The following is a 25,714-nucleotide window of genomic DNA, read 5'->3' as shown; positions in this document are numbered from 1 at the left end:
GCGGCACCGAGGCATCCCTCGTTAGCATGAAGGCGATGTCTGTTCTCGCCAGCGCACCGGAACCGTCCCCCACCTCGCCCAGCTCACCCGCCGACTTCGTCGACCCCTCCACCTGGGCGTGGATCGGCGCGCGGCTGCTGGAGTTCGGCGGCGTGACGCTCCGCGTGATCGGGGTCATCATCGGCGTGGTGGTCGCCGCGTGGATCCTGCGCTCGATCATCCGGCGCGTCGTCGACCGCATCGTCAACGGCGCCAAGAAGAATGCGCGCGTCGACGACACCCAGGCGCTCGATCGGTCGCCGCTCGCTGCCGTCCGTCTCGTGCAGCGCACGCGGACGCTCGGCACGATCCTGCAGAACATCGTCAACGTCGTGCTCGTGATCGTCGCCCTCGTCTGGATCGCCGGCATCGTGGCGCCGAACGCCCTGGCATCCCTCACCCTCCTCACCGCCGCGGTGGGCGCCGGACTCGGCTTCGGTGCGCAGAACATCGTCAAGGACGTCCTGAACGGCATCTTCATCGTCGCCGAGGACCAGATCGGCATCGGCGACGTCGTCGACCTGGGGCTGGCCACCGGCATCGTGGAGTTCGTCAGCGTGCGGATCACCCACGTCCGCGATGTCAACGGCACACTGTGGTACGTCCGCAACGGAGAGATCACCCGCATCGGCAACATGTCGCAGGGCTGGTCGCGCGTCATCATCGACCTGGCGGTGCCGGTGGATGCCGACATCGACGAGGTCGAAACGGCCATGCTCGGAGCCGCGAGAGGTCTGGCCAAGGAGCCCAAGTGGCGCTCCCGGATCATCGAGCAGCCCGAAATCTGGGGCCTGGAGTCCATCAGCGGCGACGCCCTCGTCATCCGACTGGTCATGAAGACGCGCTCGAGCGCGAAGGACGACGTGGCACGAGAGCTCCGTGTGCGTCTCAAGCGCGCGATCGACGCGCTCGGCATCACCCTGCCCCAGCTCAACTCGATCGTCCTCACGGGGGCCGAGGGCGCGCAGAGCGTCCGCGGGGCACACCCGCCGAAGACCAAGCCGACCCCTGCGGTGACGACGGCGACCGAGCGTCCGGTGTGGCGCCCCAAGCGCAGGAAGCTGGCGGTGTCCGACTCGGTCCTCGACGCCGACGCCGTAGCCGCCGAGATGGCGGCCGCGAAGCCGCGCCCGAAGAAGACGGCCGCGGCGGATGCCGCGCCCCCCGCCGCGGCGACCCCACCGTCGGCGACGCCGACTGCCGACGACGATGCCGTGATCAAGCCCACTCCCCCCGCGGTGCGGGCCGACGATGACGGAGCCTCCGCATGAGCGAGCCGATCAGCTTCTACGAACAGGCCGGCGGCATGGACACGTTCCGCCGTCTGGTCGATGCCTTCTACCGAGGGGTCGCGCGGGACGACGTTCTCAAGCCCATGTATCCGGAGGAAGACCTCGGACCCGCCGCCGAGCGTCTCACGCTGTTCCTCGCTCAGTACTGGGGAGGACCCACGACGTACAGCGAGAATCGCGGGCACCCGCGCCTTCGGATGCGCCACATGCCCTTCCACGTCGACCCCGACGCCCGCGACCGCTGGCTGGGGCACATGCGCGCCGCGGTGGACGAGATCGCACTGCCCCCGGCCCTGGAGGCACCGCTGTGGGACTACCTCGAGCGGGCCGCCCACGCCATGGTCAACACGTTCGAGCCGCGCGGAATCGGTCCGACCGGCCCGGGACGCGCCGGCACCGGGCTGCCGATCCGCTCCGCGGACTGACGGCGGCCGCCGCGCGGCGCCTGACCCGGTCGGGAATGCTCTCCTCTTGTCGGCAAACGGTGACGGCGACGCCACCGACCTCGCCCGTGTGATCGCTGGTTCAGCGCCCCGTGGTTCGGACGGCCGTGAGCCCCGAGCGCACGGGTCCTCGCACCAGGACGTGGCCCCGATCCAGCGTCACGCGTGTCCAGGCCCCGCTGGTGCGAACGGCCGCTTCCTCCGCCCCGGCGATGAATCCGAGGGCGTAGGCGGCGAAGGCGGCTCCCAGGGGCAACCCTCCGAGCGCGTCGTCCGGTCGACCCCACACCTGGGCGCGCACCGTGCGCACGACGTCTTCGCCGGGATCGGCGGGCAGCGCGTCGGCCACCGCGGCGATGCCGTACTGGGCCCGGGCGGCGAGCACGGCGCTGTCGAGGGCGTCGGTCGCCGTCCACCCGCCGCGGGGTGGTGAGATGCCCGCCCATGCGGGGGCGCTCGCCGTCTCCGGCAGCACGATCGCGGAGGCGTCGTCGGAAGCGAGGGACAGGGCGGATGCCTCGACCACGAGGTCGCACTGCAGTTCCGGGTCGACCGCCGACACGCGCAGCCCGAGCACGGTGGGGGTGGCATCCAGCAGACCCCTCGGCGCAAGGGGGGCAGCCGTGGTGACCAGCACGCCGCCGTCGGCCCGCAGGCGGACGGATCCGTCGCCGAGCCGGACGGCCCGGGAGGAGAAGGTGAGCAGGTCGGCTGCCGCCTGGGGGTCGGGGAACAACAGGCGCGCGGACACCCGCCCTAAACTATCAAGCGACGCAGACCTCTGCGGCGGAACGGGAGTGAGCGTGACCGACGCCATCGACCCCGTCGCCTCGCTTCTCGCGGTGCTGGACCTCCGCGACGCGGGTGCGCGGACCACCGAGGACATCTTCACCGGCATGTCGCAGCCCATGCCGTCGGGACGGGTCTACGGCGGACAGGTGCTCGCGCAGTCCATCGTCGCCGCTTCCCGTACGCTCCCTCCCGAGCGAGCCGTCCACTCGATGCACGGCTACTTCCTGCGCCCCGGCGACCCCGCGGCCGGCATCACCTTCTCGGTCGATCGGATCCACGACGGGCGGTCGTTCTCGACCCGGCGCACCCAGGCCTTCCAGTCGGGCGTGCCGATCTTCTCGATGATCGCCTCGTTCCAGGACGACGGCCCCGGTCTCGAACACGCCGAGCCCATGCCCGAGGGCATTCCGCAGCCCGAGGACCTCCCCCCGTTCGACGAGGGCCAACTGCATCCGGTCAGCCGCAATCTGTTCTCGGAACGCCCGGTCGATGTCGTGCACGTGCCCTCTCCGGTCTACTCCTCGGTCGAGGAACCTCATGTGCCCCGCCAGGCGGTCTGGATGCGAACCCGGCGCGCGCTCCCCGACGACCCCGCGGTGCATCGTGCGGCGCTGGCGTACCTCAGCGACCTCACCATCCAGGAAACGATCCTGCGCGGTCACGGCGTGCCATGGAGCACGCCGGGTCTGCGGGTCGCGAGCCTCGACCACGCCATGTGGTGGCACCGCCCGGGCAGGGTCGACGATTGGCTCCTGTACGTGCAGGAATCGCCGAACGCCCGCGGTGGTCGAGGCCTCTCGACCGGCCGGATCTACACCCGCGGGGGAACCCTGCTCGCCAGCGTCGCGCAGGAGATCATGGCGCGGGTCCCGGGCGAGTGAGCCCGTCCCGCCCGCGGTCGGCGGTGCGGCGTCAGCGCCCGGCGGCGCGGCGTCGGTACTCGATGGGTTCGCCGACGTACGGTCCCCAGGCGCGACGTTCGGTCTCACTCCAACGGATGGGGCGACCGCTGGCGGTGTCGACCAGCACGACCACGGCGGTGGCACGCGCGTAGAGAACGGGTGCGTCGTCTCCGATGGGGCTGAACACCTCGAAGCAGATGTCGGCGCTGGAGCCGCCCATCGCGCCGATCCACAGGCGCACGTCGAGGGGGCGCTGACTGTAGGGCACGGGCCGCAGGTACTCGATCTCCTGGCGGGCGATGAGCGTCGCACGCTCTCCGCCGCTCTCCAGCACGCTCATGTCGAACACGGCGGTGGGCAGCGGCTCCCCGCCCTCGTCGCCCCGCCAGAATGCGCGCAGACGCGCCTCTTCGAGCAGCTTGAGCATCGACGTGTTGTTCACGTGCCCGAGCGCATCGAGGTCGCCCCATCGCAGGTGGATGGGCACGTGCAGCCGCGTGGGCCCGGCCGGAGCCGAGCCCACGTTCGTGCTCGCGTCAGTCACGGGTGAGCTTGCGGTAGCTCGAACGCGACGGGTTAGCGGCGTCCGGACCGAGGCGCTCGACCTTGTTGGCCTCATACGCCTCGAAGTTGCCCTCGAACCAGTGCCACTGGTCGGGGTGCTCGTCCGTGCCTTCGTAGGCGAGGATGTGCGTCGCGATGCGGTCCAGGAACCACCGGTCGTGCGTGATGACCACGGCACATCCCGGGAACTCCAGGAGCGCGTTCTCGAGCGACTGCAGCGTCTCGACGTCGAGATCGTTCGTCGGCTCATCCAGGAGAAGCAGGTTGCCGCCCTCCTTGAGCGTCAGCGCGAGGTTCAGTCGGTTGCGCTCTCCGCCGGAGAGGACGCCGGCCTTCTTCTGCTGATCGGGCCCCTTGAAACCGAACTTCGACACGTAGGCGCGTGAGGGGATCTCGGTCTTGCCGACGGTGATGATGTCGAGCCCGTCCGACACCACCTCCCACAGCGTCTTGTTCGGGTCGATGTTGGCGCGCGACTGGTCGACGTAGCTGATCTTGACGGTCTCACCGATCTTCAACGTGCCGCCGTCGAGGGGCTCCAGGCCCACGATCGTCTTGAAGAGCGTGGTCTTTCCGACACCGTTCGGTCCGATGACGCCGACGATGCCGTTGGGCGGGAGGTTGAAGCTCAGGTTCGAGATCAGCGAACGGTCGCCGAAACGCTTCTCGAGCTTATTCGCGTCGATCACGATGCTGCCCAGGCGCGGCCCCGGCGGGATCTGGATCTCCTCGAAATCGAGCTTGCGCGTCCGGTCGGCCTCGGCGGCCATCTCCTCGTAACGGGCCAGGCGCGCCTTCGACTTGGCCTGGCGGCCCTTGGCGTTGGACCGCACCCACTCGAGCTCTTCCTTCAGGCGCTTGGCGAGCTTGGCATCTTTCTTGCCCTGCACCTCCAGGCGTTCCCCCTTCTTCTCGAGGTACGTCGAGTAGTTGCCCTCGTAGCCGATGAGCCGACCGCGGTCGACCTCGGCGATCCACTCGGCGACGTTGTCGAGGAAGTACCGGTCGTGGGTGATGGCGATGACGGCGCCGGGGTACTTCTGCAGGTGCTGCTCGAGCCACAGGACGCTCTCGGCATCCAGGTGGTTGGTGGGCTCGTCCAGGAGCAGCAGGTCGGGCTTCTGCAGGAGGAGCTTGGTCAGCGCCACGCGGCGCTTCTCACCGCCGGACAGCGGTCCGATCGCGGCATCGCCCGGCGGGGTGCGCAGGGCATCCATGGCCTGTTCGAGCTGCGAGTCGAGGTCCCACGCGTCGGCCGCGTCGATCTCTTCCTGCAGGGTGCCCATCTCGGCCAGGAGCGCGTCGAAATCCGCGTCGGGGTCGCTCATGAGCGCGGAGATCTCGTTGAAGCGGTCGACCTTCGCCTTGATGGCGATGCCGTCCTGGATGTTCTCGAGCACGGTCTTGTTCTCATCGAGCTCGGGCTCCTGCATGAGGATGCCGACTGAGAACCCGGGGCTGAGCTTGGCCTCGCCGTTGGACGGGGTGTCGAGCCCGGCCATGATCTTGAGGATCGTCGACTTGCCGGCACCGTTCGGGCCGACCATGCCGATCTTCGCTCCCGGCAGGAACGCCATCGTGACGTCGTCGAGGATGAGTTTGTCGCCCACCGCCTTGCGGGCGCGGACCATGGAGTAGATGTATTCGGCCATCGAGGACGTACCACCTTCGATCGGGGATGAGGGCCGCGCCCTCCCGGGTCGCCGACTCGAATCTCAGCGGAGCGCCCGGGTGCGCGGAAGTCTCCTCCAGCCTATCAACGCCGCCTGTGGGGCCGACCGTCGGTACACACGAACGCGGGCGTCACCAGTCGATGGGGCGAGTCTGTCCGATGAGGCACCCCCCGGTGGATAGGCCGGGCAGAACGGTCACGACAGGATCGCCGATCGACGGCCCGACCTGACCGACAAGGCACTCCTCCCCCCACCGGACCGAGAACTCGATGCTCTCCGCGGGGTTGCCGATCACGGTGGTGTCCGGTGTGACCTGCATGGCGCCCTTGTCGAAGCCTGCCGCCACGAGGGCGTCGATGTACGCGCGGCCCGATACCTGCGCCGGTCCGTTCCAGACTTCCCGGACGACCCTCTCGAACAGGGGGAGGTTGTCAGCGGCCGAAGCCTCCGGTGCGAGCGCACCGGCCGAGGCGGAAGGCGAGGGAGCCGGTGCAGAGACCGCGGGGGACGCCGAAGACGCCGTGGGGCCGGTGCCCGACGGTTCCGCCGGCGCACTGGGCGTGCAGCCGGCGAGGAACAGAACGGCTGCCGTCGCCAGCACCGCGATCGGACGGGGATTCAGGCGGATCACGCGCCCGAGTCTACGGACCGCTCGCGCCCGCCTCGCGCCGTCAGAACGGGGTCGTGTCGCCGGCGTCGACGAGTACGGGCTCAGCCCGGGCGTCGCCTGCCGTCTCCGGGTCGGGTGTGGACCCGGGATCAGCCGGCGCAGCGCCCGGGACCGCCCACGCATCGCCTTCCGGCGCGGCGTGGCTGGTCGTGGCCGAGCTTTCGGTGTCGTCGGCCGGCGCCTCCGATCGAGTGGACCGCCGGAATGCCGTCGCCCCCCAGCGCAGGTCGTGCCCGACCGCGTCGGCCGTGACATCCGCGCTCACGCCGCGTTTGGTGTCCGTCTCCCACTCACGCAACCGCAGTCTTCCCGCGACGATGACCCGCTCTCCCTTGCGCAGCGACGTCAATGCGTTGCGCCCCAACTCGCCGAAGACCGAGACGGCGTAGTAGTTGGTGTGTCCATCGATCCACTGACCGCGCTCGCGGTCGAACCGCCGCTCGCTCACGGCCAGCCGGAACGCGGCGATCGGATCGCCGCCGCGGGTGGCTCGCTCCTCCGGGTCTCCGACGATGTTGCCGACGAGGGTGATGTGGTCGCTCATGATGTGTCCTCTCTCCATGGGGTGGGCTCCGGCATCCGTGTGCCCGACGGACGCCGGAGCCAGTGCCAGGATGACGGGGTCCGGTCGGTACGCGCGGGCCGCGATGGCTGTTCCGTGGAGAAGTCCTCAGAGCACGCCCGTGGGGAGGAGGACCGACCGCGCGATGTCGGAGGCCCCTCGTACCGTGAAGCCATGAGCACCGCACTGTGGAACGACCTCGCCCCGGCCCCGCGCCCGGTCGGGTGGGGCGCCGCGACGCACGTCGCCGCGGGTCTGTGGCGCATCGCCGATCCGCGCGGCGTGGTGGTCGGGCACGTGCGCGCCATCGCCGCCGACGGCGGCTGGCGGTACGCGGCCGAGCGCTTCCACGCGGCGACCGGCCGGTTCCGGCGGCTCGGCGAGTTCTGGTCCTCGGCCGACGCGCTCGAATGTCTGCGCTACGCGCGGTGAACCCTCGCGGCCCGAGCCTGGCGTCCGCCGAAGACGACCGCTCAGACCACCGCGGTGAGGTCGTCGAGAGCGGCACCGGCGGGGGTTCCCCGGACGTCGTCCCACGCGGAGCGGAGGATCCCGACGGCGCGCTCCAGAGTGTGCGGAGCGGCCGTGAACGGCAGGCGCAGACGCCGGTCGTGCCCGCCCTCCACCGCGAACCGCGAACCCGCGGAAAGGAGCAGGCCGCGCGTACGGGCGTTCATCACCAGCGGGGTACTGACCGGCTCGCCGATTCCGACCCACAGCGAGACGCCGCCGTGCACTACCGGTATCTCCCACTCGGGGAACGTCTCCGTCAGCGCGCGCGTCAGGGCGTCGCGGCCGGCACGGAGCAGATCTGCGCGCTGCACGCTGATCTCGTCCAGCCGCCCGACCACCCGCGCCGCAACGGCCTGTTCGAACTCGGGCGTGCCCAGGTCATGGACGGGTCGTCCGCTCGCGAGCCGTCGCACGATGTCGGCCTCGGCACGCACCCATCCGACGCGAAGACCGCCCCACACGGTCTTCCCCAGCGATCCCACGCGGATGATCCGGGGCACGTCGGGGAACGACGTTCCCGCCGTCTTCCTGTCGATGTCGAGTCCCGCCGTCGTCTCGTCGAGGAGCAGATACGTCCCCGCCCGCTGCGCGCCCTCGACGAAAGCCGCGACCTCGGTCGGGCTCATCGTGCGTCCGGTGGGGTTGTGGAAGTCGGGCATGAGGTACGCCAGCGTCGGCAGCACCCGCGCGAACGTCTGGGCCGCGCGGTCGAGGTCCCACCCGGCATCCGGGGTCACCGGGACACCCACGAGTCGCGCCCCGGCGGCCCGGAAGGCGTCCGCGCCGTGGGAGTAGGTCGGGGTCTCGATGAGCACGCGGTCGGCGCGCGACACCAGGACGGATGCCACCAGGTGCAGCGCGCTCTGCGCGCCCGTGGTCACGAGGAGCTGATCCGCGGTCGTCGGCAGACCCCGGTCGCGGTACAGCTGGGCGATCGCCTCGCGCAGGCCGATGTCGCCAACGACGTCGTACCCCGTGCGCGCGACGAGGGCCGCCGCATCCTGGGCGACCTCCGCCATCACGGCCGGCAGCCCGGGCCACGCTGCGGGACTCGCCTGCTGCAGATCGATCACACCGTCGCGGCGGTCCACCGCACCCGGGTCGTTGCGTCGAAGCGGAAGGGTCACGCTGCCGCTCCCCCGCAGGCTCTCGATGTGCCCCGAGTCCCGGAGGCTGCGATAGGTCGCGGCGACGGTCGTCCGGCTCAGGCCCAGGGCCGCCGCGAGCTCGCGTTCCGCCGGGAGAGCCGTCAGCGGCGCGATGCGGTTGTCCAGGCAGAGCAGGCGGATGCCGTCGGCCAGCGCCTCGTAGGCCGGACCGCGGCCACGCCACCCGCCGAGCGCCTCAGCCAGCGCACGAGCGGAGATGCGGGAATCCATGGGGCCAGAATACTCGAATTGGCCACGTGGAGAAGGACCAATCACATGATTGGATCTTCCATGTGTCATCCCGGATCCTCCGCCTTCTGATCGGCCTCGCACTCTACGGTTTCGGCTGCGCATTGACCGTCGCGGCGGAACTCGGCGTCGACCCCTGGACGGTCTTCGCCGAAGGACTGGCCCGCGTGACGGGGATCGGCGTCGGGTGGATCACCAACATCGTGGGACTCGCCGTCCTGCTGCTGTGGATTCCGCTGCATCAACGGCCGGGTGTCGGCACCGTGGCGAACATCCTGCTGGTGGGGACGAGCATGCAGTTCGCCCTGGGCGTGCTGCCTCACCCCGACTCCGCCCTCGGGCAGGCCGCGATGCTGGTCACCGGAGTGGTCACCGTCGCCGTGGCATCCGGTCTGTACATCGGCGCACACTTCGGCCCCGGACCGCGAGACGGTCTGATGACCGGCTTGCACGCGCGGCTCGGCTGGCCAATCTGGGCCTGCCGCCTGGGCGTCGAGGGGACCGTGTTGGTCGCGGGATGGCTCCTGGGCGGCACCGTCGGCATCGGCACCGTGGTGTTCGCGCTGGGGATCGGACCGCTCGTGCACGTGGCGCTGCCCCTGCTGGCGGCACCCGAGCCGCACCGGCGTCTTCGCCGTGCGGCCCGGGTGTGAGGACCCGCCCTCCGCGGCAGCGCCCTCGCCCCGCGACGCGGTGACGAGCTCAGTGCTCGCGGAACTCGGGACGATCGCTCCCGGGCTTGAGGTGGGCGTGCAGGGCGTTCTTGGCGATCGCCATGGTCGGGTAGACCCCGAGCCTGTCGTCCGTGCCCGTCATGTGCACGGCATACCCCTCGGCGTCCTTCTGGATCGTGCCGACCACTCCGGTCGGACCGTACGCGACCCACAGGCGTCGTGTCGTCGTGTCGGACATGGTGCTCCTTTCGTTCGACCTGGCCGGAGATTACGCCCGCGCGCGTGGCCCCGCCAGGGGGTCGACCACGCCGCGCGCGGTCACCGATATCCTGGTGGCGACCCCCAGTAGCTCAGTGGATAGAGCAGCGGCCTTCTAATCCGCCGGTCGCACGTTCGAATCGTGCCTGGGGGACCGACTCCGTGTCCGAGCCCGTCAGTAGGATGACGGGATGGTAAGCGCCTCTGAGAACGATCGGCTGGTCTGGATCGACTGCGAGATGACCGGCCTCGATCTGGCGGTCGACGAGCTCGTGGAGATCGCGATCGTCATCACCGATTTCGAGTTGAACGTCCTCGATCCCGGTTTCCAGGTCGTCATCAAGCCCGATGCCTCGGCGCTGGCGAACATGGGCGAGTTCGTCACCGAGATGCACCGCTCCTCCGGACTCCTCGACGAGATCCCGAACGGCGTCAGCCTCGCGGATGCCGAGTTCCAAGCGCTCGAGTACATCCAGCGCTTCGCGCCTCTCGAAGGCAAGGCGCCGCTCGCGGGCAACACCATCGGCACCGACCGCATGTTCCTGGCGAAGTACATGCCGCGGGTCGACCGCTGGCTGCACTACCGCAACGTCGACGTGTCGAGCATCAAGGAACTCTCGCGGCGGTGGTACCCGCGCGCCTACTTCAACGCTCCCGCGAAGAACGGGGGCCATCGTGCCCTCGCGGACATCCTGGAGTCCATCCGCGAGCTGGCCTATTACCGCAAGGCCGTGTTCGTGGCCGAGCCCGGACCCACCAGCGACGAGGCGAAGGGCGCCGCATCGTCGGTCGTTTCGTCGTTCGCGCGCGACGTATGACATAATCGTTCAGTTGTCCGCGACGGCGGACACATGGTGGCTATAGCTCAGTTGGTAGAGCACCGCGTTGTGGTCGCGGGGGTCGCGGGTTCAAGTCCCGTTAGCCACCCCAATAAAATCAAGGGAACACAGGGCACGAAGAGCCCTTTGCCTACATTTTGGCCTACATCTAGCTGCGAGTCGCGCTCCGCGACCGGCAGATGGAGGCCGAAATGGCAAGTGTCACCCCCCGTCGAAGCAAGGCCACGAACGCGCTGAGCTGGCGCGTCCAGTTCCGCATCGACGGCCAGATGTGCCAGGAGACGTTCCCCGACGAAGGCGGCGGCAAGGGTATCGCCGCGCACGAGTTCGGAGCGCTCGTCGACCGCGTCGGAGGTCGAGCCGCGCGCACCGTTCTCCTCGCGCGCAACGCAGCGCCCGCCGACATGCCGTCGCTGCGCGAGTTCATGACGCGCTACCTCGACCCGGAGTCCGGCCTGCTGAGTGGCGTGACCGATGGCACACGAGACGGCTACCGTCGCGCCGCCGGCCGTTCGTTCCTCAACATCCTCGGCGACCACCCCCTCGACGCCATCACGAAGACTGACGTCGCCCGGTGGATCGCCTGGCAGGAGAAGCAGCCGTCCGTCCACCGCGCCGGACAGCTCGTCGCCGCCAAGACGATCAAGAACTACCACGGCATCCTCTCCGCCGCGCTCGCGTCCGCCGTCGCGGAGAAGATCATCGTCGCCAACCCGGCCTACAAGACCAAGCTCACCGAGGGTGTCAAGAAGGAAGCCACCTTCCTCACCCCGGCCGAGTTCGAGACCATCCTGCACTTCACCCCCGAGTACTACCGGCCCCTGGTCCACTTCCTCGGCGGGACGGGCGCCCGATGGGGTGAGGCCACTGCCGTCACTTGGAACGACATTCAGCTCGCGGTGAGCCCGCCCACTGTCCGCATCGTCAAGGCATGGAAGAAGGGCGCCACTGCAGCGCGCGAGCTCGGCGTCACGAAGTCGAAGGCCGGACGCCGATCGGTTTCCCTCTACCCGGACCTCGTCGATGCGCTCGGGACCCCCGGGCGTGGCGACCAGCTCATCTTCCGCGGCAAGGTATCCGGCGATGCCATCTGGTACCGGCGCTTCCGCGCGAGCACCTGGATTCCCACGCTCCGCCGTGCACAGGACATCGAGCTCTGCAAGGAGGCTGGACTCACTCCGCTTCGGCAGAACCCCACCATCCACGACCTGCGCCACTCCCACGCGTCCTGGCTCATCGCCGCCGGCGTCCCGCTCCCCTACATTCAGGCGCGCCTCGGCCACGAGAAGATCACCACCACGGTCGGCGTCTACGGTCACCTCGTGCCCGACGCGCACGCCAAGATGGCCGACGCCATCGGCGACATCCTCGGCTCCGGCAAGTCCACTCTCCGAGCACTCGAGGCACCCGAGGTGGACGAGGACGAGGAGCTCGTCTACGAGGATGAGGACGACGAAGGCGTCTACTCCCCCACCAGCGCGGCTTAGGCCGTCAGAACGAACACCAGAAGCCCCCCACGCCCGTCACTGGGCGTGGGGGGCTTCTGTCGTTTCGGGGTCGTCGTCTTCGTAGTCCTCGATGTACTCCTCGAGGCCGGCGACCACGACAGACGTGAGAGAGCGGTTCTCCGACTGCGCTTTGTGCAGCGCGCGCACGTAGATGTCTTCCGGGATGCGGAAGCTCCGGGGCGGCGTGTGGCGAGGCGCGGTCACGATGTCCATGTTGTCAGCACCGGTTGTCGCGTGTATTGACACGGCGTACCATCGGCGTCGTGGACGATCGCGAAGCGAACGACGGCGTCTTCCACGGTGTCGACGCCGACCTCCTCGCGCGCGCCGCTGCTCTCGCAGCCTCCCGCGGGCAGACCCTCGCGGACGTGCTGACGCGCATCCTCAGTGAGTACATTGACCCAGCCCCCTCGCCAATGTCGGAGCCCTCCTCTACTATCGAACACACCTTCGAAAGTGGGTTGGAAGAGAGCTAATTGCTAGGTGATCTAAGGGGGTTACGCGATCGTTACCCGGCTTCCTGAGATTCCTATGGATTTGATGTTCGACCGTTCAAATCTCAGATTAGAGTCTTCTCACCTGTGCTCGTGTATATCGGGATTCAGCGGACCTGCACACGCCGCGGGCGCGCAGGTCGTGCAGATCGACCGCTCCTACGTCACTGGCACAGGTCGTGTCGGGGCTACCAACCTGTCCGGGAACGCAGATCTGGTCCGCGGTTCTGACGGTACGCACCCGAGCCGGTGGGGGATGAAGCATCACGCCCGGTACGTGGGGGGCAAGCTGGCCGCCGCGTGGACCGCGTGATCACGCTGCGGGCGTTGCCTCGTAAGGGGAGACGCCCGCAGCGGTCAAGCTCTCGATGATGCGCTGGGCGATCACCGCCTGACCCGCCGAAGTGGGGTGTGTTCCGTCTGGCCCGATCAACGCGGGGTCACGGTTTACCCACTCGCCTTCGATCGGATCGAGGAATCGCAGGCCGCGTGCTTCTGCCTCTTCCCGGACGATATCGCGCACCATGAGGATCTCGGGGATGGGGTTGCCGCGCGGCCAGAAGGGGCCGATGACCACGATCTCCGTCTCGGGCAGGCCGTCTCGGACGCCACCAAGCGTTTCCTGCACGGCGGCGCGGATCTCGTCTTCCGTGTAGTTCCGCGACGTGTCATTCAGCCCGGCCGCGACGAATAGGAAGTCGGGGGCGTCTGCGATCACCCTCTGCACGTGTCCGGTCAGAGGTTCACGTTCCGGGAACTCCTGGGGTCCGTCCGTGACGTAACCGGTTCCGCCCTCAGCGGCATTGGTCAACGTCCACCCGAAGTGTTCGGAGACGATCTTCGGGAACCGCTCATTCTCCGGCACCTGACCCGCCTCTGTGAACGAATCTCCCAACCATCGCGCATGAGGCCGCTCATCCTGTGGAGCCCCGAACGAAAAATCGGTGCGCGGGGTGCGTTGCGGTTCTGCTTGCACCGCGCTCGGCATGTTGACGAATGCGACAGCGGCGAGAACCGCGATGACAGTTGCTGTGGCGACCAACGCCCAGATCGGCATCCCGCCGATCTCGGATTGAACCCATGTGCGGTGCCCTGACCGGAAGCTCATGCGACGAAGTCTAGGGGAACCGCTGAACGCTCCGATCTCGGTCGCTTCCCCTGCATCTTTCGTGCGCAGATTGATTCACACCCTCAGAGGAGTCCGCGCTGGCGATACTCAAGGACCCGCGCCTCGAATGAGGCTCGACGCTCCCGCTGGTAGGGCGTCCACAGGTCAGGTCGGTAGGTGACGTCCACCCCGCCCTTGTGGGGGCGCTCCCATGGCGGATCGCTCCCCGCGCGCAGGTAAGCGAGCTCGTGGTGCACATTCACGACGCCTAGGCTCGCGCCAGGTCTGGGGTCCATGCCAGAAGCCTAGGACGACCCTCGCTACGCAGCCCCCGGGCACCCCTCTCCGGAGCGGGAGCCCGGGGGCTTCTTTGTGTAGACACGCTGTAGGCATGCCTACAAATGACCACCCAGAGAGGCCTATATTGGCCTACACGAGCAACCCGCTCACTCACACAAGATCCGCGTGATTCCGCGGCTAGATGCAGATCGGCCGGGGTGTGTGCAACTGGTTCAAGTCCCGTTAGCCACCCCAGCAGACGAAGGCCCGCCTCTCCGGCGGGCCTTGGTCGTTCCGGTCCGCATGGTCCGCATCTCCCTGAGGCTCGTAGAATCGATCGGACGAGGCGGCTCGGCATCCCCTCGCCATCGTCCGGAGAGTCGGGAGACCCCATGCACGAGGACGTCGAAGAGCGGTCGCCGCTCGATCTCGACGCCGACGCGTTCGAGGCTCTGGTCGTCGCCGAGCTCGATCGGTTGCCCGACGACATGGTCGACGGACTCGACAACGTCGTCTTCGTGGTCGAGGACCGTCCCGAGGACGGCTCGCTCGATCTCCTGGGTCTGTACGACGGCTGGGCGCTGACCGAGCGCGAGCGCTACGGGGTCGGAGAGCTCCCCGATCGCATCATCGTGTACCGCGAGCCGCACCTGGCGGTCTGCGTCGATGAGGACGAGCTGCGCGACGAGATCCACACGACGCTCGTCCACGAGATCGCGCACTTCTACGGCATCGACGACACGCGCCTGCACGAGCTGGGGTGGGCGTGATGGCCGGCGTGGCCGCACCCGACCTCGACGAGACGACCGCGATCGAGGTCGCTCCCCCGACGTCGTGGCAGACGGTCGTCTGGAACGACCCGGTGAACCTCATGAGCTACGTCGTCCATGTGTTCCGGACCTACTTCGGCTTCGATGCGGCCACTGCGCACCGGCTCATGCTCGCCGTCCACCACGACGGCCATGCCGTGGTCGCCCGGGGCCCGCGCGAGCTCATGGAGGTGCATGCACAGGCGATGCACGACTTCGGTCTGTGGGCCACGGTGCGAAAGGACCCGCGGTGAACGATCGCATCGTCGTGCTCGAGGTCAGCGGTCTCGAGGCGCTGCACCTGGCGGGCATCGTCGGTCAATTCCGTGACCTCGTCGTCAACGCCGACCGGGATGACGACCCGGCTGTCGCGCGGCTCACCCCGGATGCCTACCCCGACGACGAGGACGCCAGCCGCGAGTTCCGCCGGTTGACCGGCGCAGACATGCTGGATCGCCGCGCGGACGACGCGCAGACGGTGCTTCACACCCTCGGCATGGAAAGCGGCGAGCTCGATCCGACCGGCGATCCCGAGACCACCATCACGGTGGCCCTGGGAGAGGGCGAAGCGCGCGCGTGGATGCGGACCCTCTCGGCCGTCCGCCTCGTGCTGGCCACGAGGCTCGGCATCCAGGACGACGATGACCATCGCCCGGGCGACGCGCGATTCGGCATCTACGACTGGATCGGCTACCGCCTCGACGGCCTGGTCACAGCCCTCGACCGCACGCTCGAGGAACCACCCGGGCACTGAGGCGCGGAGCCGTCTGCCGGCGCGGATGCTCAGGGCAGGTCGACGACGACGGATGCCAGCGCCCGCGGGTCGTGGTCGGCCAGGTGCGTCTCCTCCTGAGCGGCCCACCGTTCCCAGTGCGGGCGATACGTGTCGCCGTCCCGACGCAATGCACGGTCCTTCCGGGAGCCGTCCGGCGCATCGACCCACACGCAGACGTCGGCCAAGGACGCGGCGGCAGGTGTGAGAAGCCCGGCGCCCTCCACGACGAGCGGCAACGACGGATCCACGGCGTGAGCCTCGGCGCGCTCCCCCGCCTCCCAGTCCCACCTTCGCCACACGCCGACGTTCCCCTTCGCGTGCGGCAGAAGGATGACCTCGCGCGCATACTCCGCACCGTCGGCGAGACCGTCCCACCCCGGGTACAGGTCGTCCAGCGCGACCAGCTGCACGCGACTGCGGCCGGGCCACGCGCTCACCAGGCGTCGCGCGAGGGAACTCTTGCCCGCCCCGCTGCGGCCGTCGATGAGGACGACGGGGTTGGCCGCGCCCACCGCCGCGACCCGCGACGACACCGCCCCGACCGCGATGGTCAGGGCGTCGTCGAGGGGATCGGCGCTACTTCTTGAGGGCGCGGATGACACGGCTGAGCGCGCGACCGGCGACCCACACGAACGGGATGCCGACGGCGAGCAGCGAGACCAGGTTCGGGTCGAAGCGCAGGTCGTCGCCCCGGCGGATGTAGGCGCCGAGCGGCAGGGTGTAGCCGCCTCCGCCTCCGCCGCCGTTGCCCTGCTCGTCGGAGCCGCCGCCGAATCCGGCCCAGGTGAGGGCGACGGGGACGATGCGCACGCCGTCGACGTCCTGCTGCTCGCCGTAAGCGGCCGTAACGCCGAAGTTCGTGGACTGCTGACCGAGTTCCAATGCGATGTTGGGCATGAGCCCACCGTACCCGGGGGTCGCGGCCGCGCCCAGGGGCGTTGCGCGCCGGATCGGCTCGTGTCAGTGCTCGTACGACGGGCGCGGATTGGTCGGCAGCGCGCCCCCGCCCCGCGAGGGACCGAGCAGGGAGCCACGGGTCACCGCACCGCGCCCGAACCGCGCGGCCGCGCCGTCGAGCGCCCCCTCGACGCGACGCCATTCGGCATCGTCGTCCCACAGCGTCGCCGCAGCCGAGGTCGGTCGCAGTTTCTCACCGCGCACCCCCACCAGCCGCACTGCCTGGCGCCGGTCGATACCGTCGAACATCTCGATCGCGGCCTCCCCGATCCGCTGACCGACCGAGGTGGCCTCGGGGAGCGTCCGCGAGCGGCTGAGGGTCGTGAAATCGCTGAAGCGCACCTTGATGGAGATCGTGGATGCCTCGTATCCCTGGCTGCGCAGACGCGCACCGACGCGATCGGCGAGGCGCCGCAGCTCGACGTGCAAGGTGGGCGTGTCGGAGATGTCGGTGTGGAACGTCTCTTCGTGCCCGACGCTCTTCTCGACACGCCCGGTATGCACCGCACGGGCATCGACGCCCCGGGCCAGGTGCCAGACGCGTTCTCCCATCGCCGGCCCCAACACCTGTGCCAAGACAGGAGGAGGGGTGTCGAGCACATCGGCGATGAGACGGATACCGCGGGACTCGAGGGACTCCGCCGCCTTGGGACCGACACCCCACAGCGTGCGCACCGACCGCGGGCGCAGGAACGCCTCGGTGTCGGCCTCGGCGACGATGAGCAGGCCGTCGGGCTTGGAGATCGTCGAGGCCATCTTGGCGACGTGCTTCGTCGCGGCCACCCCGACGCTGCACGTCAGGCCCGTCCGTTCCTTGACGCGCGCGCGAAGGTCACGCGCGATCTTCCCGGGGCTGCCCCACAGCCGCCGCGCCCCGCGCACATCGAGGAAGGCCTCGTCGATGGACAGCGGCTCCACCAGCGGTGTGATCTCGTCGAAGATCGACATGACCTGCCGCGACATCTCGGTGTAACGCGAGTACGGCGGGTTGACCACGATGGCGGTCGGGCACAGGCGGAGGGCGATCGCCACCGGCATCGCGGACTTCACACCGTAACGCCGCGCCTCGTACGACGCGCTCGAGACGACGCCGCGACCCTGGGTGCCGCCGACGATGAGAGGCTTTCCCGCGAGCGACGGATCGTCGAGCACGGCGACCGACGCGAAGAACGCGTCCATGTCGACGTGCAGGATCCCGGTGCCCGTGTCGTCGGCGCCCGGCGGTGACACGATGCGCCCCGTGCCGTCTCCGCGTCCCATGGCATCCATTCTCCCCCGGGCCTCCGACATCGGGCCGGGACCACCGCCGCGTCACACGCGCAACCTCAGCCATCCGCAGAACCTCAGCTCGAATCCCGCGGAAACCACTGACCCGGGGCGGATCACTGAGGTTGCGCGGCCGCGCGACGCCGCCGCCGTAACGACGGATGCCACGGCCCCGCGTCTCGTGGACGGGCGGGGCCGTGGCATCCGGGGGCTTACTGGGCGGCGCGCTCCAGCACGAGCTCGCGCACGCGCGCGGCGTCGGCCTGACCCCTCATCGCCTTCATCACGGCGCCGATCACGGCGCCGGCGGCCTGGACCTTGCCGTCGCGGATCTTCGCGAGCACGTCGGGCTGCGCGGCGAGGGCGTCGTCGATCGCGGCGATGAGCGCGCCGTCGTCGGACACGACGGCGAGGCCGCGCGCGTCCACCACCTGCTGCGGCGTGCCCTCACCGGCGATGACGCCCTCGAGCACCTGCCGCGCGAGCTTGTCGGTCAGCGTGCCGGCGTCGACGAGCTGCTGCAGCGCGGCGACGTTCTCGGGGCTGACGAGCTCGGCGGGCTCGCGCTCCTCGGCGTTCGCGATACGGCTGATCTCGCTCATCCACCACTTGCGCGCGGCAGCGGGCGAGGCGCCGGCCGCGACCGTGGCCTCGACCTCGTCGAGCAGACCCGCGTTGACGACGCCCTGGAAGTCGATGTCGGCGAAGCCCCAGTCGGCCTTGAGCCGGCGACGCCGGGCGGCCGGCGGCTCAGGGAGCGCGGCCCGCAGCTCCTCGATCAGCTCGGGTGCCGGGACCACCGGCAGCAGGTCGGGCTCGGGGAAGTAGCGGTAGTCGTCGGCATCCGACTTCGGACGACCCGGCGACGTGCGCCCGGTGTCCTCGTGCCAGTGCCGCGTCTCCTGCGTGATCGTCCCGCCGGCGGCCAGGATCGCGGCCTGCCGCTGGATCTCGTACCGGACCGCGCGCTCGACCGACCGCATGGAGTTCACGTTCTTGGTCTCCGTGCGGGTGCCGAGCCTCTCCTGGCCGCGCGGACGCAGCGACACGTTCGCGTCGCAGCGGAGGTTGCCGCGTTCCAGACGCGCCTCGGAGATGCCGAGGGCGCGGACGATGTCGCGAATCGTCGCGACGTACGCCTTCGCCAGGGCCGGAGCGGAGTGCTCGGCGCCGAAGATCGGCTTCGTCACGATCTCGACGAGCGGGACGCCCGCGCGGTTGTAGTCGACGAGCGAATACTCGGCGCCCTGGATACGCCCGGTCGCCCCGCCCATGTGCGTGAGCTTGCCGGCGTCTTCCTCCATGTGGGCCCGTTCGATCGGCACGGTCACGATCGTGCCGTCCTCGAGCTCCACCTCGACCGACCCCTCGAACGCGATCGGCTCGTCGTACTGGGAGATCTGGTAGTTCTTGCCGAGATCAGGGTAGAAGTAGTTCTTCCGCGCGAAGCGGCTCGACGGCGCGATCGAGCAGCCGAGCGCCAGGCCCAGACTGATCGACGAGCGGATCGCCTCGGCGTTCACGACGGGCAGCGCGCCCGGCAGACCCATGTCGACCGGAGCCACGAGCGTGTTCGGCTCGGCCCCGTGATTGGCCTCGTTCGCCGGGTTGGGCGCGGCGGAGAACATCTTCGTCGCGGTGTTCAGTTCGACGTGGACCTCGAAGCCGAGGACCGGCTCGAACAGTTCGAGCGCCTCGTCGAAGTCCATCAGCGCATCCTTGGCCATCAGCGCGTCGCTCCGTTCGTGAGGGAGGGGGCTCGATCCAGCAGAGGACCGCCCCACTGGTCGACGAGCAGCGCCTCGACCGCCGCGCCGACGCGGTACAGACGCGCGTCTTCGCGAGCGGGGGCGAGGAACTGGATGCCGACCGGCAGGCCGTCCTCCTCGGCCAGACCGCTCGGGATCGAGATACCCGGGACACCGGCGAGGTTCGCCGGGATCGTGGTGACGTCGTTGAGGTACATCTGCAGCGGATCGTCGATCTTCTCGCCCAGGCGGAAGGCCGTGGTCGGCGCCGACGGGGTCGCGATGACGTCGACCTCGGCGAAGGCGGCGTCGAAGTCCTGCTGGATGAGCGTCCGGACCTTCTGCGCACTGCCGTAGTAGGCGTCGTAGTACCCGGCCGAGAGGGCGTAGGTGCCGAGGATGATCCGGCGCTTGACCTCCGGCCCGAAGCCGGCGTCGCGGGTGGCGGCCATCACGTTCTCCACCGTCGGCGTGCCCTGCGGAGTGACGCGCAGGCCGAAACGGACCGAGTCGAACTTGGCCAGGTTGCTGGATGCCTCGGCGGGCAGGATCAGGTAATAGGCGGCCACGCCGTACTCGAAGTGAGGGGCGCTGATCTCGACGATCTCCGCACCCTGCGCCTCCATGGCCGCCAGCGCTTCGCGGAACGAAGCGGACACGCCCTTCTGGAAGCCGCTGTCGTCGAGCTCCCGGACGACTCCGACCTTGAGGCCCTTCAGCACCTGCCCGGTGGCACCCTCCCGCGCGGCCGCGGCGAACGAGGGCCAGGCGTCGGAGAGCGAGGTGGAGTCGTGCGGGTCGTGCCCGCCGATCACGTCGTGCAGAAGTCCCGCGTCGAGCACCGTGCGGGTGACGGGACCCACCTGATCGAGACTGGATGCCAGGGCGATCGCGCCGTAACGGCTGACGCCGCCGTAGGTGGGCTTGACCCCCACCGTCCCGGTGACGTGCGCGGGCTGACGGATCGAGCCGCCCGTGTCGGAGCCGAGGGCGAGCGGAGCCTCGAAGGCGGCGACCGCCGCGGCCGATCCTCCGCCGGAACCGCCCGGGATGCGGTCGAGATCCCACGGGTTGCGGGTGGGGCCGTAGGCCGAGAACTCCGTCGACGAGCCCATGGCGAACTCGTCCATGTTCGTCTTGCCGAGCGGCACCAGGCCCACTGCGCGGGAGCGCGCGACGACGGTGGCGTCGTACGGCGACATGTACCCCTCGAGGATCCTGGATCCGCTCGTGGACGGCATGTCGGTGGTGACGAGGACGTCCTTCACGGCCAGCGGGACGCCGGCGAGTTCGCCGAGCTCCTCGCCCGCGGCGCGGCGGCGGTCGATGTCGGCGGCGACGTCGAGAGCGTGGTCGCTGACGTGGAGGTAGGCGTGCACGTCGCCGTCCACGGCGGCGATGCGGTCGAGGTGCGCCTGCGTCGCCTCGACGCTGGACACCTCCTTCGCGGTCAGGGCGGCGGCGAGGTCGGCGGCGCTCAGGCGCGTGAGATCGGTCACTGCTCCTCCCCCAGGATCGCGGTCACCCGGAATCGGCCGTCAGCCTGATCGGGCGCGTTCTGCAGCGCCTGCTCGCGGGTGAGGGTGTCGCCCACGGCGTCGGGGCGGAAGACGTTCTGGAGCGGGATCGGGTGGCTCGTCGCCGCGACGTCGGGCGTTGCCACCTCGGACACCTTCGCGATGTTGTCGACGATGGCATCCAGCTGCCCGGTGAGGCGCTGCACCTCTTCGTCGCTCAACTGGATCCGAGCGAGCACACCGAGATGGCGCACGAGATCAGGGGTGATTTCAGACACCCGGCAAGTCTAGTTCGCAGGCATCGCGCGCCGAGACCGAGCCCGGCCTACGCTGGGACGGTGACGAGCTTCGACCCGCCTCGCCCCTGGACCGCCAGCTACGCCCCCGGAGTCCCGGAGGACCTCGACCCCCAGTCGGGATCGCTCGTCGACATCCTCGACGCCTCGACGCGGGACTACCCGGACGCCCCGGCACTGGAATTCTTCGGCCGTGAGACCACGTACACCGAGCTGTCCTCCCAGGTGGCCTGCGTCGCGGCGGCGCTCGCGGCTCACGGCGTGCGCGCCGGCGACCCGGTCGCGATCGTGCTCCCGAACTGCCCGCAGCACATCGTGGCCTTCTACGCGGTCCTGCGACTGGGCGCGGTCGTCGTGGAGCACAACCCGCTCTACACGGCCCGCGAGCTGCGCAAGCAGTTCGAGGACCACGGAGCGAAGCACGCGATCGTCTGGAGCAAGGTCGTGAAGACCGTGCAGGAGTTCCCCGCGGATCTGCGGGTCACCACGCTCGTCTCGGTCGACGTCACCCGCGCGATGCCGTTGCGCATGCGTCTCGCGCTGCGCCTCCCCGTCGCGAAAGCGCGTGACGCGCGCGCGGCTCTGACGGAGAAGACCTCGGATGCCACCCCGTGGGCGCAGCTCCTGCGGCACGACGCGCTCCCCGAGACGCACCCGCGTCCGGCCACGGGCGACCTGGCGATCATCCAGTACACCAGCGGCACCACCGGGACGCCGAAGGGGGCGATGCTCAGCCACGCCAATCTGCTCTCCAACGCGGCCCAGGCGCGCGCGTGGGTGCCCTCGATCGTGCGTGGAGAGGGGTGCGTGGTGTACGCCGTCCTGCCGATGTTCCACGCGTACGGCCTCACGCTGTGCCTCACGTTCGCGATGTCGATGGGCGCGCGTCTCGTGCTGTTCCCGAAGTTCGACCCCGACCTCGTCCTCGCCGTCACCAAACGGCATCCGGCGACCTTCCTGCCGCTCGTACCTCCGATCGCCGAGCGCCTCCTGGCCGCTGCCGAGGCGCAGGGCGTCTCGCTCGCGGGCACCGACATCGCCATCTCGGGCGCCATGGCGCTGCCCCACGACCTGGTGGTGCCGTTCGAGAAGGCCACCGGCGGTTACCTCGTCGAGGGCTATGGGCTGAGCGAGTGCTCGCCCGTGCTCATGGCGAACCCCGTCGCCGAGAATCGCGTGCCCGGCACGGTCGGACTGCCGCTCCCGGGCACCGAGTGCCGCGTCGTCGACCCGGACGATCCGCACGCCGACGTCGAGCCCGGCGGACGCGGTGAGCTGCTGGTGCGCGGCCCGCAGGTGTTCTCGGGCTACTACGGCAAACCCGAGGAGACCGAGGCGGTGTTCGTGGACGGGTGGTTCCGGACGGGCGACATCGTGACCATCGACGAGGACGGGTTCGTCCGCATCGTGGATCGCATCAAGGAGCTCATCATCACCGGCGGCTTCAACGTGGCACCCACCGAGGTGGAGAACGTGCTGCGACAGCATCCGGCCGTCGCGGAGGTCGCGGTCGTGGGCCTGCCCAGCGAGCACTCGGGCGAAGAGGTCGTCGCGGCTGTCGTCGCCGCCGAAGGGTCGGAGATCGATCCCGAGGAGGTGCGCGCGTACGCGCGCGGCATCCTGACGCCGTACAAGGTCCCGCGCAGGATCGTGGTCGTCGACGAGCTGCCGAAGTCTCTCATCGGCAAGGTGCTCCGCCGCCAGGTGAAGGAACGCCTGCTCGCTGAGTGACGTCGGGGCTGGGGAACCGGTTCCTCCCGCGGACAGCGGGCGGACGCCGCGAGGCGGACGCACCGAGGGCGGTCCGGGACCGTCGCCGCCTCGGCCCGCTCGTGTCATTCGTCGGGCACGGTTCCTTCGACCGGCTCGAGGGCCGTGGGCCCCTGCTCCACGAGGATGCGGAACTGCGCGGCATCCAGGATCCGGATGCCGAGTTCCTCGGCCTTCGCGAGCTTCGAGCCCGCGCCCGGTCCGGCGGCGACGAAGTCCGTCTTCTTGGACACGCTCGACGCGGCCTTGCCTCCGGCCTCGATGATCGCCTCCTGCGCCCCCTCGCGCGTGTAGCCCTCGAGCGACCCCGTCGCGACGACCGTGAGACCGGCGAGAACGCCGCCCGCCGATGCTGCGGCGCCGGGCCCGGGGTGTCCCGGGATCGCGAAGCGCACCCCCGCCGCTGTCCAGCGATCGACGATCTCGCGGTGCCAGTCGACATCGAACCAGTCGATGACCGCGTCGGCGATGATGCCGCCGACGCCTTCGACGGCGGCGAGCTCGTCGCGCGAGGCCGCGCGGATGGCATCCAGCGAGCCGAACCACTGCGCGAGGGCGCGCGCGGCGACCGGCCCGACGTGACGGATGTTCAGCGAGACCAGCAGACGCCAGAGGTCCTTCGTCTTCGCCTTCTCGAGCTCGGCCACGAGCTTGACCGCCTGCTCGGACGGCAACACCTCGCGATAGTCCTTGCGGATGCCGCGACGACGACGCTCGGCGGGGTCGAGGTCGTCCGTGCCCGGCGGGTACGTCGCAGGGCCGAGCTTCTGGAACGGCGCTCGGCGCACCTCCTCGCCCGTCTTCTCGTCGATCTTGCGCTCGCCCGTCTCGGCGTCGCGCACGACGACTTCGATCGGGACGAGTTGGTCGACCGTCAGGTCGAACAGCCCCGCCTCGGTGTCGAGCGGCGGCTCGGACGGGACGTCGGGCTGGGTCAGGGCGGCGGCGGTCACCTCGCCGAGCGCCTCGATGTCGAGGGCGCCGCGTGAGCCGATGTGCTCGACGCGCCCCCGCACCTGCGCGGGACACGAGCGGGCGTTCGGGCAGCGCAGGTCGATGTCGCCCTCTTTGGCGGGACGGAGCGGCGTGCCGCACTCCGGGCAGTTCGCGGGCATGACGAAGGCGCGTTCGGTTCCGTCCCGGAGCTCGACCACCGGTCCGAGCACCTCGGGGATGACATCGCCCGCTTTGCGCAGCACGACCGTGTCGCCGATCAGCACACCCTTGACCTTGACGACGTCCTGGTTGTGGAGGGTGGCCTGCCGCACGACGCTCCCTGCCACGCGAGCGGGCTCCATCACCGCGAACGGGGTCGCACGCCCCGTGCGCCCGACCGACACGACGATGTCGAGCAGCGTGGTGTTCACCTGCTCGGGCGGGTACTTGTAGGCGATGGCCCAGCGCGGTGCGCGGCTGGTCGCGCCGAGCTCGTCGTGCAGCGCGAGCTCGTCGACCTTCACCACCACGCCGTCGATCTCGTGCTCGACGTCGTGGCGGTGCTCGCCGTAGTGCGCGACGAAGTCGAGGACGCCTTCCACCGTGGACTCGACCCTGCTGTACGGAGAGGTCGGCAGTCCCCACGACTTCAGGAGGTCGTAGATCTCGCTCTGGGCCGCGACCGGAGGGTCGGGCCACGCACCGATGCCGTGCACGTAGAGCGCGAGCGAGGCGATCCGCGCGAGCCCCGCCTCGAGCTCGAGCCCGGACTTCTTCTCGATCTGCTGGCGCAGTCCGCCGCTGGCGGCATTACGGGGGTTGGCGAAGGCGGGGAAGCGGCGCGCCGCGGCCTGCTCGGCCTTCTGCTCGTCGAACGCCTTCGCGCCTCCGCGCCGGGTGATGGCGCGTTCGCGCGCCTCCGCCACGGCGCGCTCGCGATACTCGCCCTGCAGCCGGTTGAGTCTCTCGAACGCCGCAACCGGGATGAAGACCTCGCCGCGCACCTCCACCAGCGCCGGATGCCCCTCGCCATCGAGTTCACGCGGGATGCCCGCGACGCGCAGCGCGTTGTCGGTCACGATCTCGCCGACGCGCCCGTCTCCGCGGGTCGCGGCCGACGTCAGCACGCCGTTCTCGTACCGCAGGCTGATCGCGAGCCCGTCGATCTTGAGCTCGCTGAGCCAGTTCACCGCGCGCCCGGCCGATGCCTCGGTCTTCACGGCCCAGTCGCGCAGCTCCTCCGCGGAGAACACGTTGTCGAGGCTCAGCATCCGCTCGGCGTGCTCGATGGTGACGAGGTCGGTCGCCTCGGCGGCACCGACCGACTGCGTCGGGCTGTCCTGCCCCTGGAGCTCGGGATAGAGCCGCTCGATCGCCTCGAGCCGGTGCATCCATCCGTCGTAGGTCGCGTCGTCGACGAGCTCGGCATCCCGGCCGTAGTACGCGTCGCGCGCCCCGACGATGCGCTCCGTCAGATCGGCCGCCTCGGTGCGCGCTTCGTCGAGGGTCAGGTCGGGAAGCTGATCGTGCTCGGTCACGCGTCCAGCTTAGGGAGAGGGTCCGACATCACCGGCGGGGTTGTCCCGGACGCGTGTTCGGGAGGAGGTTCCGCGATCGACGGACGGATGCCGAG

29 protein-coding genes and 2 tRNA genes are annotated in these 25,714 nt (G+C 69.7%); 14 read left to right on the top strand and 17 right to left on the bottom strand.

Annotated features, from left to right (window positions below; all coding sequences use genetic code 11):
- The first annotated feature begins 35 nt into the window (after positions 1–35).
- Positions 36–1,310: a mechanosensitive ion channel family protein gene (locus LL239_RS16230; RefSeq protein ID WP_228164431.1), complete on the top strand. Its 1,275-nt coding sequence runs from the start codon at positions 36–38 to the stop codon at positions 1,308–1,310.
- Entirely contained in the window at positions 1,307–1,756 is a 450-nt protein-coding gene (locus tag LL239_RS16225; protein WP_228164430.1) for a globin, read from the top strand. Before LL239_RS16230 ends, LL239_RS16225 begins: the two co-directional genes overlap by 4 nt.
- Positions 1,757–1,856: 100 nt before the next feature.
- On the opposite strand, the gene LL239_RS16220 is transcribed toward LL239_RS16225, so the two are convergent.
- Complete coding sequence (locus tag LL239_RS16220; protein ID WP_228164429.1) at positions 1,857–2,525, bottom strand: hypothetical protein; 669 nt, start codon at positions 2,523–2,525, stop codon at positions 1,857–1,859.
- 52 nt (positions 2,526–2,577) lie between these two features.
- On the opposite strand from LL239_RS16220, the gene LL239_RS16215 reads away from it, so the two are divergent.
- Positions 2,578–3,447: an acyl-CoA thioesterase gene (locus tag LL239_RS16215; protein WP_228164428.1), complete on the top strand. Its 870-nt coding sequence runs from the start codon at positions 2,578–2,580 to the stop codon at positions 3,445–3,447.
- Positions 3,448–3,478: 31 nt separating this feature from the next.
- Here LL239_RS16215 and LL239_RS16210 read toward each other — a convergent pair whose 3' ends face one another.
- From LL239_RS16210 to LL239_RS16195, 4 genes are all read right to left on the bottom strand, one after another.
- A complete protein-coding gene (locus tag LL239_RS16210) occupies positions 3,479–4,012 on the bottom strand; it encodes an acyl-CoA thioesterase (RefSeq protein WP_228164427.1) in 534 nt (177 codons plus the stop codon).
- Positions 4,005–5,684: an energy-dependent translational throttle protein EttA gene (gene ettA, locus LL239_RS16205; RefSeq protein WP_228164426.1), complete on the bottom strand. Its 1,680-nt coding sequence runs from the start codon at positions 5,682–5,684 to the stop codon at positions 4,005–4,007. Before ettA ends, LL239_RS16210 begins: the two co-directional genes overlap by 8 nt.
- Before the next feature lie 151 nt (positions 5,685–5,835).
- Positions 5,836–6,336 (bottom strand): DUF6993 domain-containing protein, encoded by a 501-nt coding sequence (locus LL239_RS16200; protein WP_228164425.1) that lies wholly within the window; start codon positions 6,334–6,336, stop codon positions 5,836–5,838.
- A gap of 40 nt (positions 6,337–6,376) precedes the next feature.
- A complete protein-coding gene (locus tag LL239_RS16195; protein WP_228164424.1) occupies positions 6,377–6,919 on the bottom strand; it encodes a single-stranded DNA-binding protein in 543 nt (180 codons plus the stop codon).
- A 192-nt stretch (positions 6,920–7,111) separates the two neighbouring features.
- Between LL239_RS16195 and LL239_RS16190 the strand changes: the two genes are divergently transcribed.
- On the top strand, positions 7,112–7,369 hold the full coding sequence (locus LL239_RS16190) for a hypothetical protein (protein ID WP_228164423.1): 258 nt from the start codon (positions 7,112–7,114) through the stop codon (positions 7,367–7,369).
- Positions 7,370–7,410: 41 nt separating this feature from the next.
- On the opposite strand, the gene yczR is transcribed toward LL239_RS16190, so the two are convergent.
- Positions 7,411–8,829: a MocR-like transcription factor YczR gene (gene yczR, locus LL239_RS16185; RefSeq protein ID WP_228164422.1), complete on the bottom strand. Its 1,419-nt coding sequence runs from the start codon at positions 8,827–8,829 to the stop codon at positions 7,411–7,413.
- A gap of 62 nt (positions 8,830–8,891) precedes the next feature.
- On the opposite strand from yczR, the gene yczE reads away from it, so the two are divergent.
- Positions 8,892–9,500 (top strand): membrane protein YczE, encoded by a 609-nt coding sequence (gene yczE / locus LL239_RS16180; protein ID WP_228164421.1) that lies wholly within the window; start codon positions 8,892–8,894, stop codon positions 9,498–9,500.
- A 49-nt stretch (positions 9,501–9,549) separates the two neighbouring features.
- Here yczE and LL239_RS16175 read toward each other — a convergent pair whose 3' ends face one another.
- Positions 9,550–9,759: a methyltransferase gene (locus LL239_RS16175; RefSeq protein WP_228164420.1), complete on the bottom strand. Its 210-nt coding sequence runs from the start codon at positions 9,757–9,759 to the stop codon at positions 9,550–9,552.
- Between the two features lie 101 nt (positions 9,760–9,860).
- On the opposite strand from LL239_RS16175, the gene LL239_RS16170 reads away from it, so the two are divergent.
- The 4 genes from LL239_RS16170 to LL239_RS16155 all read left to right on the top strand — a co-directional run bounded on the left by LL239_RS16170 (position 9,861) and on the right by LL239_RS16155 (position 12,105).
- Positions 9,861–9,933 (top strand) — tRNA-Arg (locus LL239_RS16170).
- 37 nt (positions 9,934–9,970) lie between these two features.
- A complete protein-coding gene (gene orn, locus LL239_RS16165) occupies positions 9,971–10,597 on the top strand; it encodes an oligoribonuclease (RefSeq protein WP_228164419.1) in 627 nt (208 codons plus the stop codon).
- Between the two features lie 36 nt (positions 10,598–10,633).
- Positions 10,634–10,709, top strand: a tRNA-His gene (locus LL239_RS16160).
- 100 nt (positions 10,710–10,809) lie between these two features.
- Entirely contained in the window at positions 10,810–12,105 is a 1,296-nt protein-coding gene (locus tag LL239_RS16155; RefSeq protein ID WP_228164418.1) for a tyrosine-type recombinase/integrase, read from the top strand.
- 36 nt (positions 12,106–12,141) lie between these two features.
- On the opposite strand, the gene LL239_RS16150 is transcribed toward LL239_RS16155, so the two are convergent.
- A complete protein-coding gene (locus LL239_RS16150) occupies positions 12,142–12,330 on the bottom strand; it encodes a hypothetical protein (protein WP_228164417.1) in 189 nt (62 codons plus the stop codon).
- A 59-nt stretch (positions 12,331–12,389) separates the two neighbouring features.
- Between LL239_RS16150 and LL239_RS16145 the strand changes: the two genes are divergently transcribed.
- Positions 12,390–12,602 (top strand): hypothetical protein, encoded by a 213-nt coding sequence (locus LL239_RS16145; RefSeq protein WP_228164416.1) that lies wholly within the window; start codon positions 12,390–12,392, stop codon positions 12,600–12,602.
- Positions 12,603–12,933: 331 nt separating this feature from the next.
- Here the strand turns inward: LL239_RS16145 and LL239_RS16140 are convergent, their stop codons facing one another.
- Positions 12,934–13,728: an SGNH/GDSL hydrolase family protein gene (locus LL239_RS16140; RefSeq protein WP_228164415.1), complete on the bottom strand. Its 795-nt coding sequence runs from the start codon at positions 13,726–13,728 to the stop codon at positions 12,934–12,936.
- Positions 13,729–13,811: 83 nt separating this feature from the next.
- Positions 13,812–14,024 (bottom strand): hypothetical protein, encoded by a 213-nt coding sequence (locus tag LL239_RS16135; protein WP_228164414.1) that lies wholly within the window; start codon positions 14,022–14,024, stop codon positions 13,812–13,814.
- A gap of 375 nt (positions 14,025–14,399) precedes the next feature.
- On the opposite strand from LL239_RS16135, the gene LL239_RS16130 reads away from it, so the two are divergent.
- Genes LL239_RS16130 through LL239_RS16120 form a run of 3 tightly spaced genes read left to right on the top strand, consistent with a single transcriptional unit; the run spans position 14,400 to position 15,570 of the window.
- A complete protein-coding gene (locus LL239_RS16130; protein WP_228164413.1) occupies positions 14,400–14,777 on the top strand; it encodes a metallopeptidase family protein in 378 nt (125 codons plus the stop codon).
- Entirely contained in the window at positions 14,777–15,070 is a 294-nt protein-coding gene (gene clpS / locus LL239_RS16125) for an ATP-dependent Clp protease adapter ClpS (protein ID WP_228164412.1), read from the top strand. The genes LL239_RS16130 and clpS overlap by 1 nt, the downstream gene beginning before the upstream one ends.
- The gene (locus LL239_RS16120; RefSeq protein WP_228164411.1) at positions 15,067–15,570 is read left to right on the top strand and encodes a DUF2017 family protein; all 504 of its coding nucleotides are present in this window, start codon (positions 15,067–15,069) and stop codon (positions 15,568–15,570) included. The genes clpS and LL239_RS16120 overlap by 4 nt, the downstream gene beginning before the upstream one ends.
- Before the next feature lie 29 nt (positions 15,571–15,599).
- Here LL239_RS16120 and LL239_RS16115 read toward each other — a convergent pair whose 3' ends face one another.
- The 6 genes from LL239_RS16115 to gatC all read right to left on the bottom strand — a co-directional run bounded on the left by LL239_RS16115 (position 15,600) and on the right by gatC (position 21,357).
- Entirely contained in the window at positions 15,600–16,193 is a 594-nt protein-coding gene (locus LL239_RS16115) for a hypothetical protein (protein WP_228164410.1), read from the bottom strand.
- On the bottom strand, positions 16,168–16,488 hold the full coding sequence (locus LL239_RS16110) for a hypothetical protein (protein WP_228164409.1): 321 nt from the start codon (positions 16,486–16,488) through the stop codon (positions 16,168–16,170). Before LL239_RS16110 ends, LL239_RS16115 begins: the two co-directional genes overlap by 26 nt.
- Before the next feature lie 63 nt (positions 16,489–16,551).
- Positions 16,552–17,808 carry a DNA polymerase IV gene (gene dinB, locus LL239_RS16105; RefSeq protein ID WP_228164408.1) on the bottom strand — a complete coding sequence of 419 codons (1,257 nt, stop codon included), beginning with the start codon at positions 17,806–17,808 and terminating at the stop codon, positions 16,552–16,554.
- Between the two features lie 218 nt (positions 17,809–18,026).
- On the bottom strand, positions 18,027–19,541 hold the full coding sequence (gatB, locus tag LL239_RS16100; protein WP_228164406.1) for an Asp-tRNA(Asn)/Glu-tRNA(Gln) amidotransferase subunit GatB: 1,515 nt from the start codon (positions 19,539–19,541) through the stop codon (positions 18,027–18,029).
- Positions 19,541–21,061 carry an Asp-tRNA(Asn)/Glu-tRNA(Gln) amidotransferase subunit GatA gene (gatA, locus tag LL239_RS16095; protein WP_228164405.1) on the bottom strand — a complete coding sequence of 507 codons (1,521 nt, stop codon included), beginning with the start codon at positions 21,059–21,061 and terminating at the stop codon, positions 19,541–19,543. The genes gatB and gatA overlap by 1 nt, the downstream gene beginning before the upstream one ends.
- Positions 21,058–21,357: an Asp-tRNA(Asn)/Glu-tRNA(Gln) amidotransferase subunit GatC gene (gene gatC, locus LL239_RS16090; RefSeq protein WP_228164403.1), complete on the bottom strand. Its 300-nt coding sequence runs from the start codon at positions 21,355–21,357 to the stop codon at positions 21,058–21,060. The genes gatA and gatC overlap by 4 nt, the downstream gene beginning before the upstream one ends.
- Positions 21,358–21,417: 60 nt before the next feature.
- On the opposite strand from gatC, the gene LL239_RS16085 reads away from it, so the two are divergent.
- Positions 21,418–23,106, top strand: a complete 1,689-nt coding sequence (locus LL239_RS16085; RefSeq protein ID WP_228164402.1) for a long-chain-fatty-acid--CoA ligase — start codon at positions 21,418–21,420, stop codon at positions 23,104–23,106.
- A 104-nt stretch (positions 23,107–23,210) separates the two neighbouring features.
- Here LL239_RS16085 and ligA read toward each other — a convergent pair whose 3' ends face one another.
- Positions 23,211–25,619: an NAD-dependent DNA ligase LigA gene (gene ligA, locus LL239_RS16080; protein ID WP_228164401.1), complete on the bottom strand. Its 2,409-nt coding sequence runs from the start codon at positions 25,617–25,619 to the stop codon at positions 23,211–23,213.
- Positions 25,620–25,714: the final 95 nt, after the last annotated feature.

Source organism: Microbacterium testaceum (assembly GCF_020781835.1).
Taxonomy (GTDB): Bacteria; Actinomycetota; Actinomycetes; order Actinomycetales; family Microbacteriaceae; genus Microbacterium; species Microbacterium testaceum_H.
Note: the sequence above shows the minus strand (reverse complement) of the source record. Positions and strands in the feature narration are given on the sequence as shown.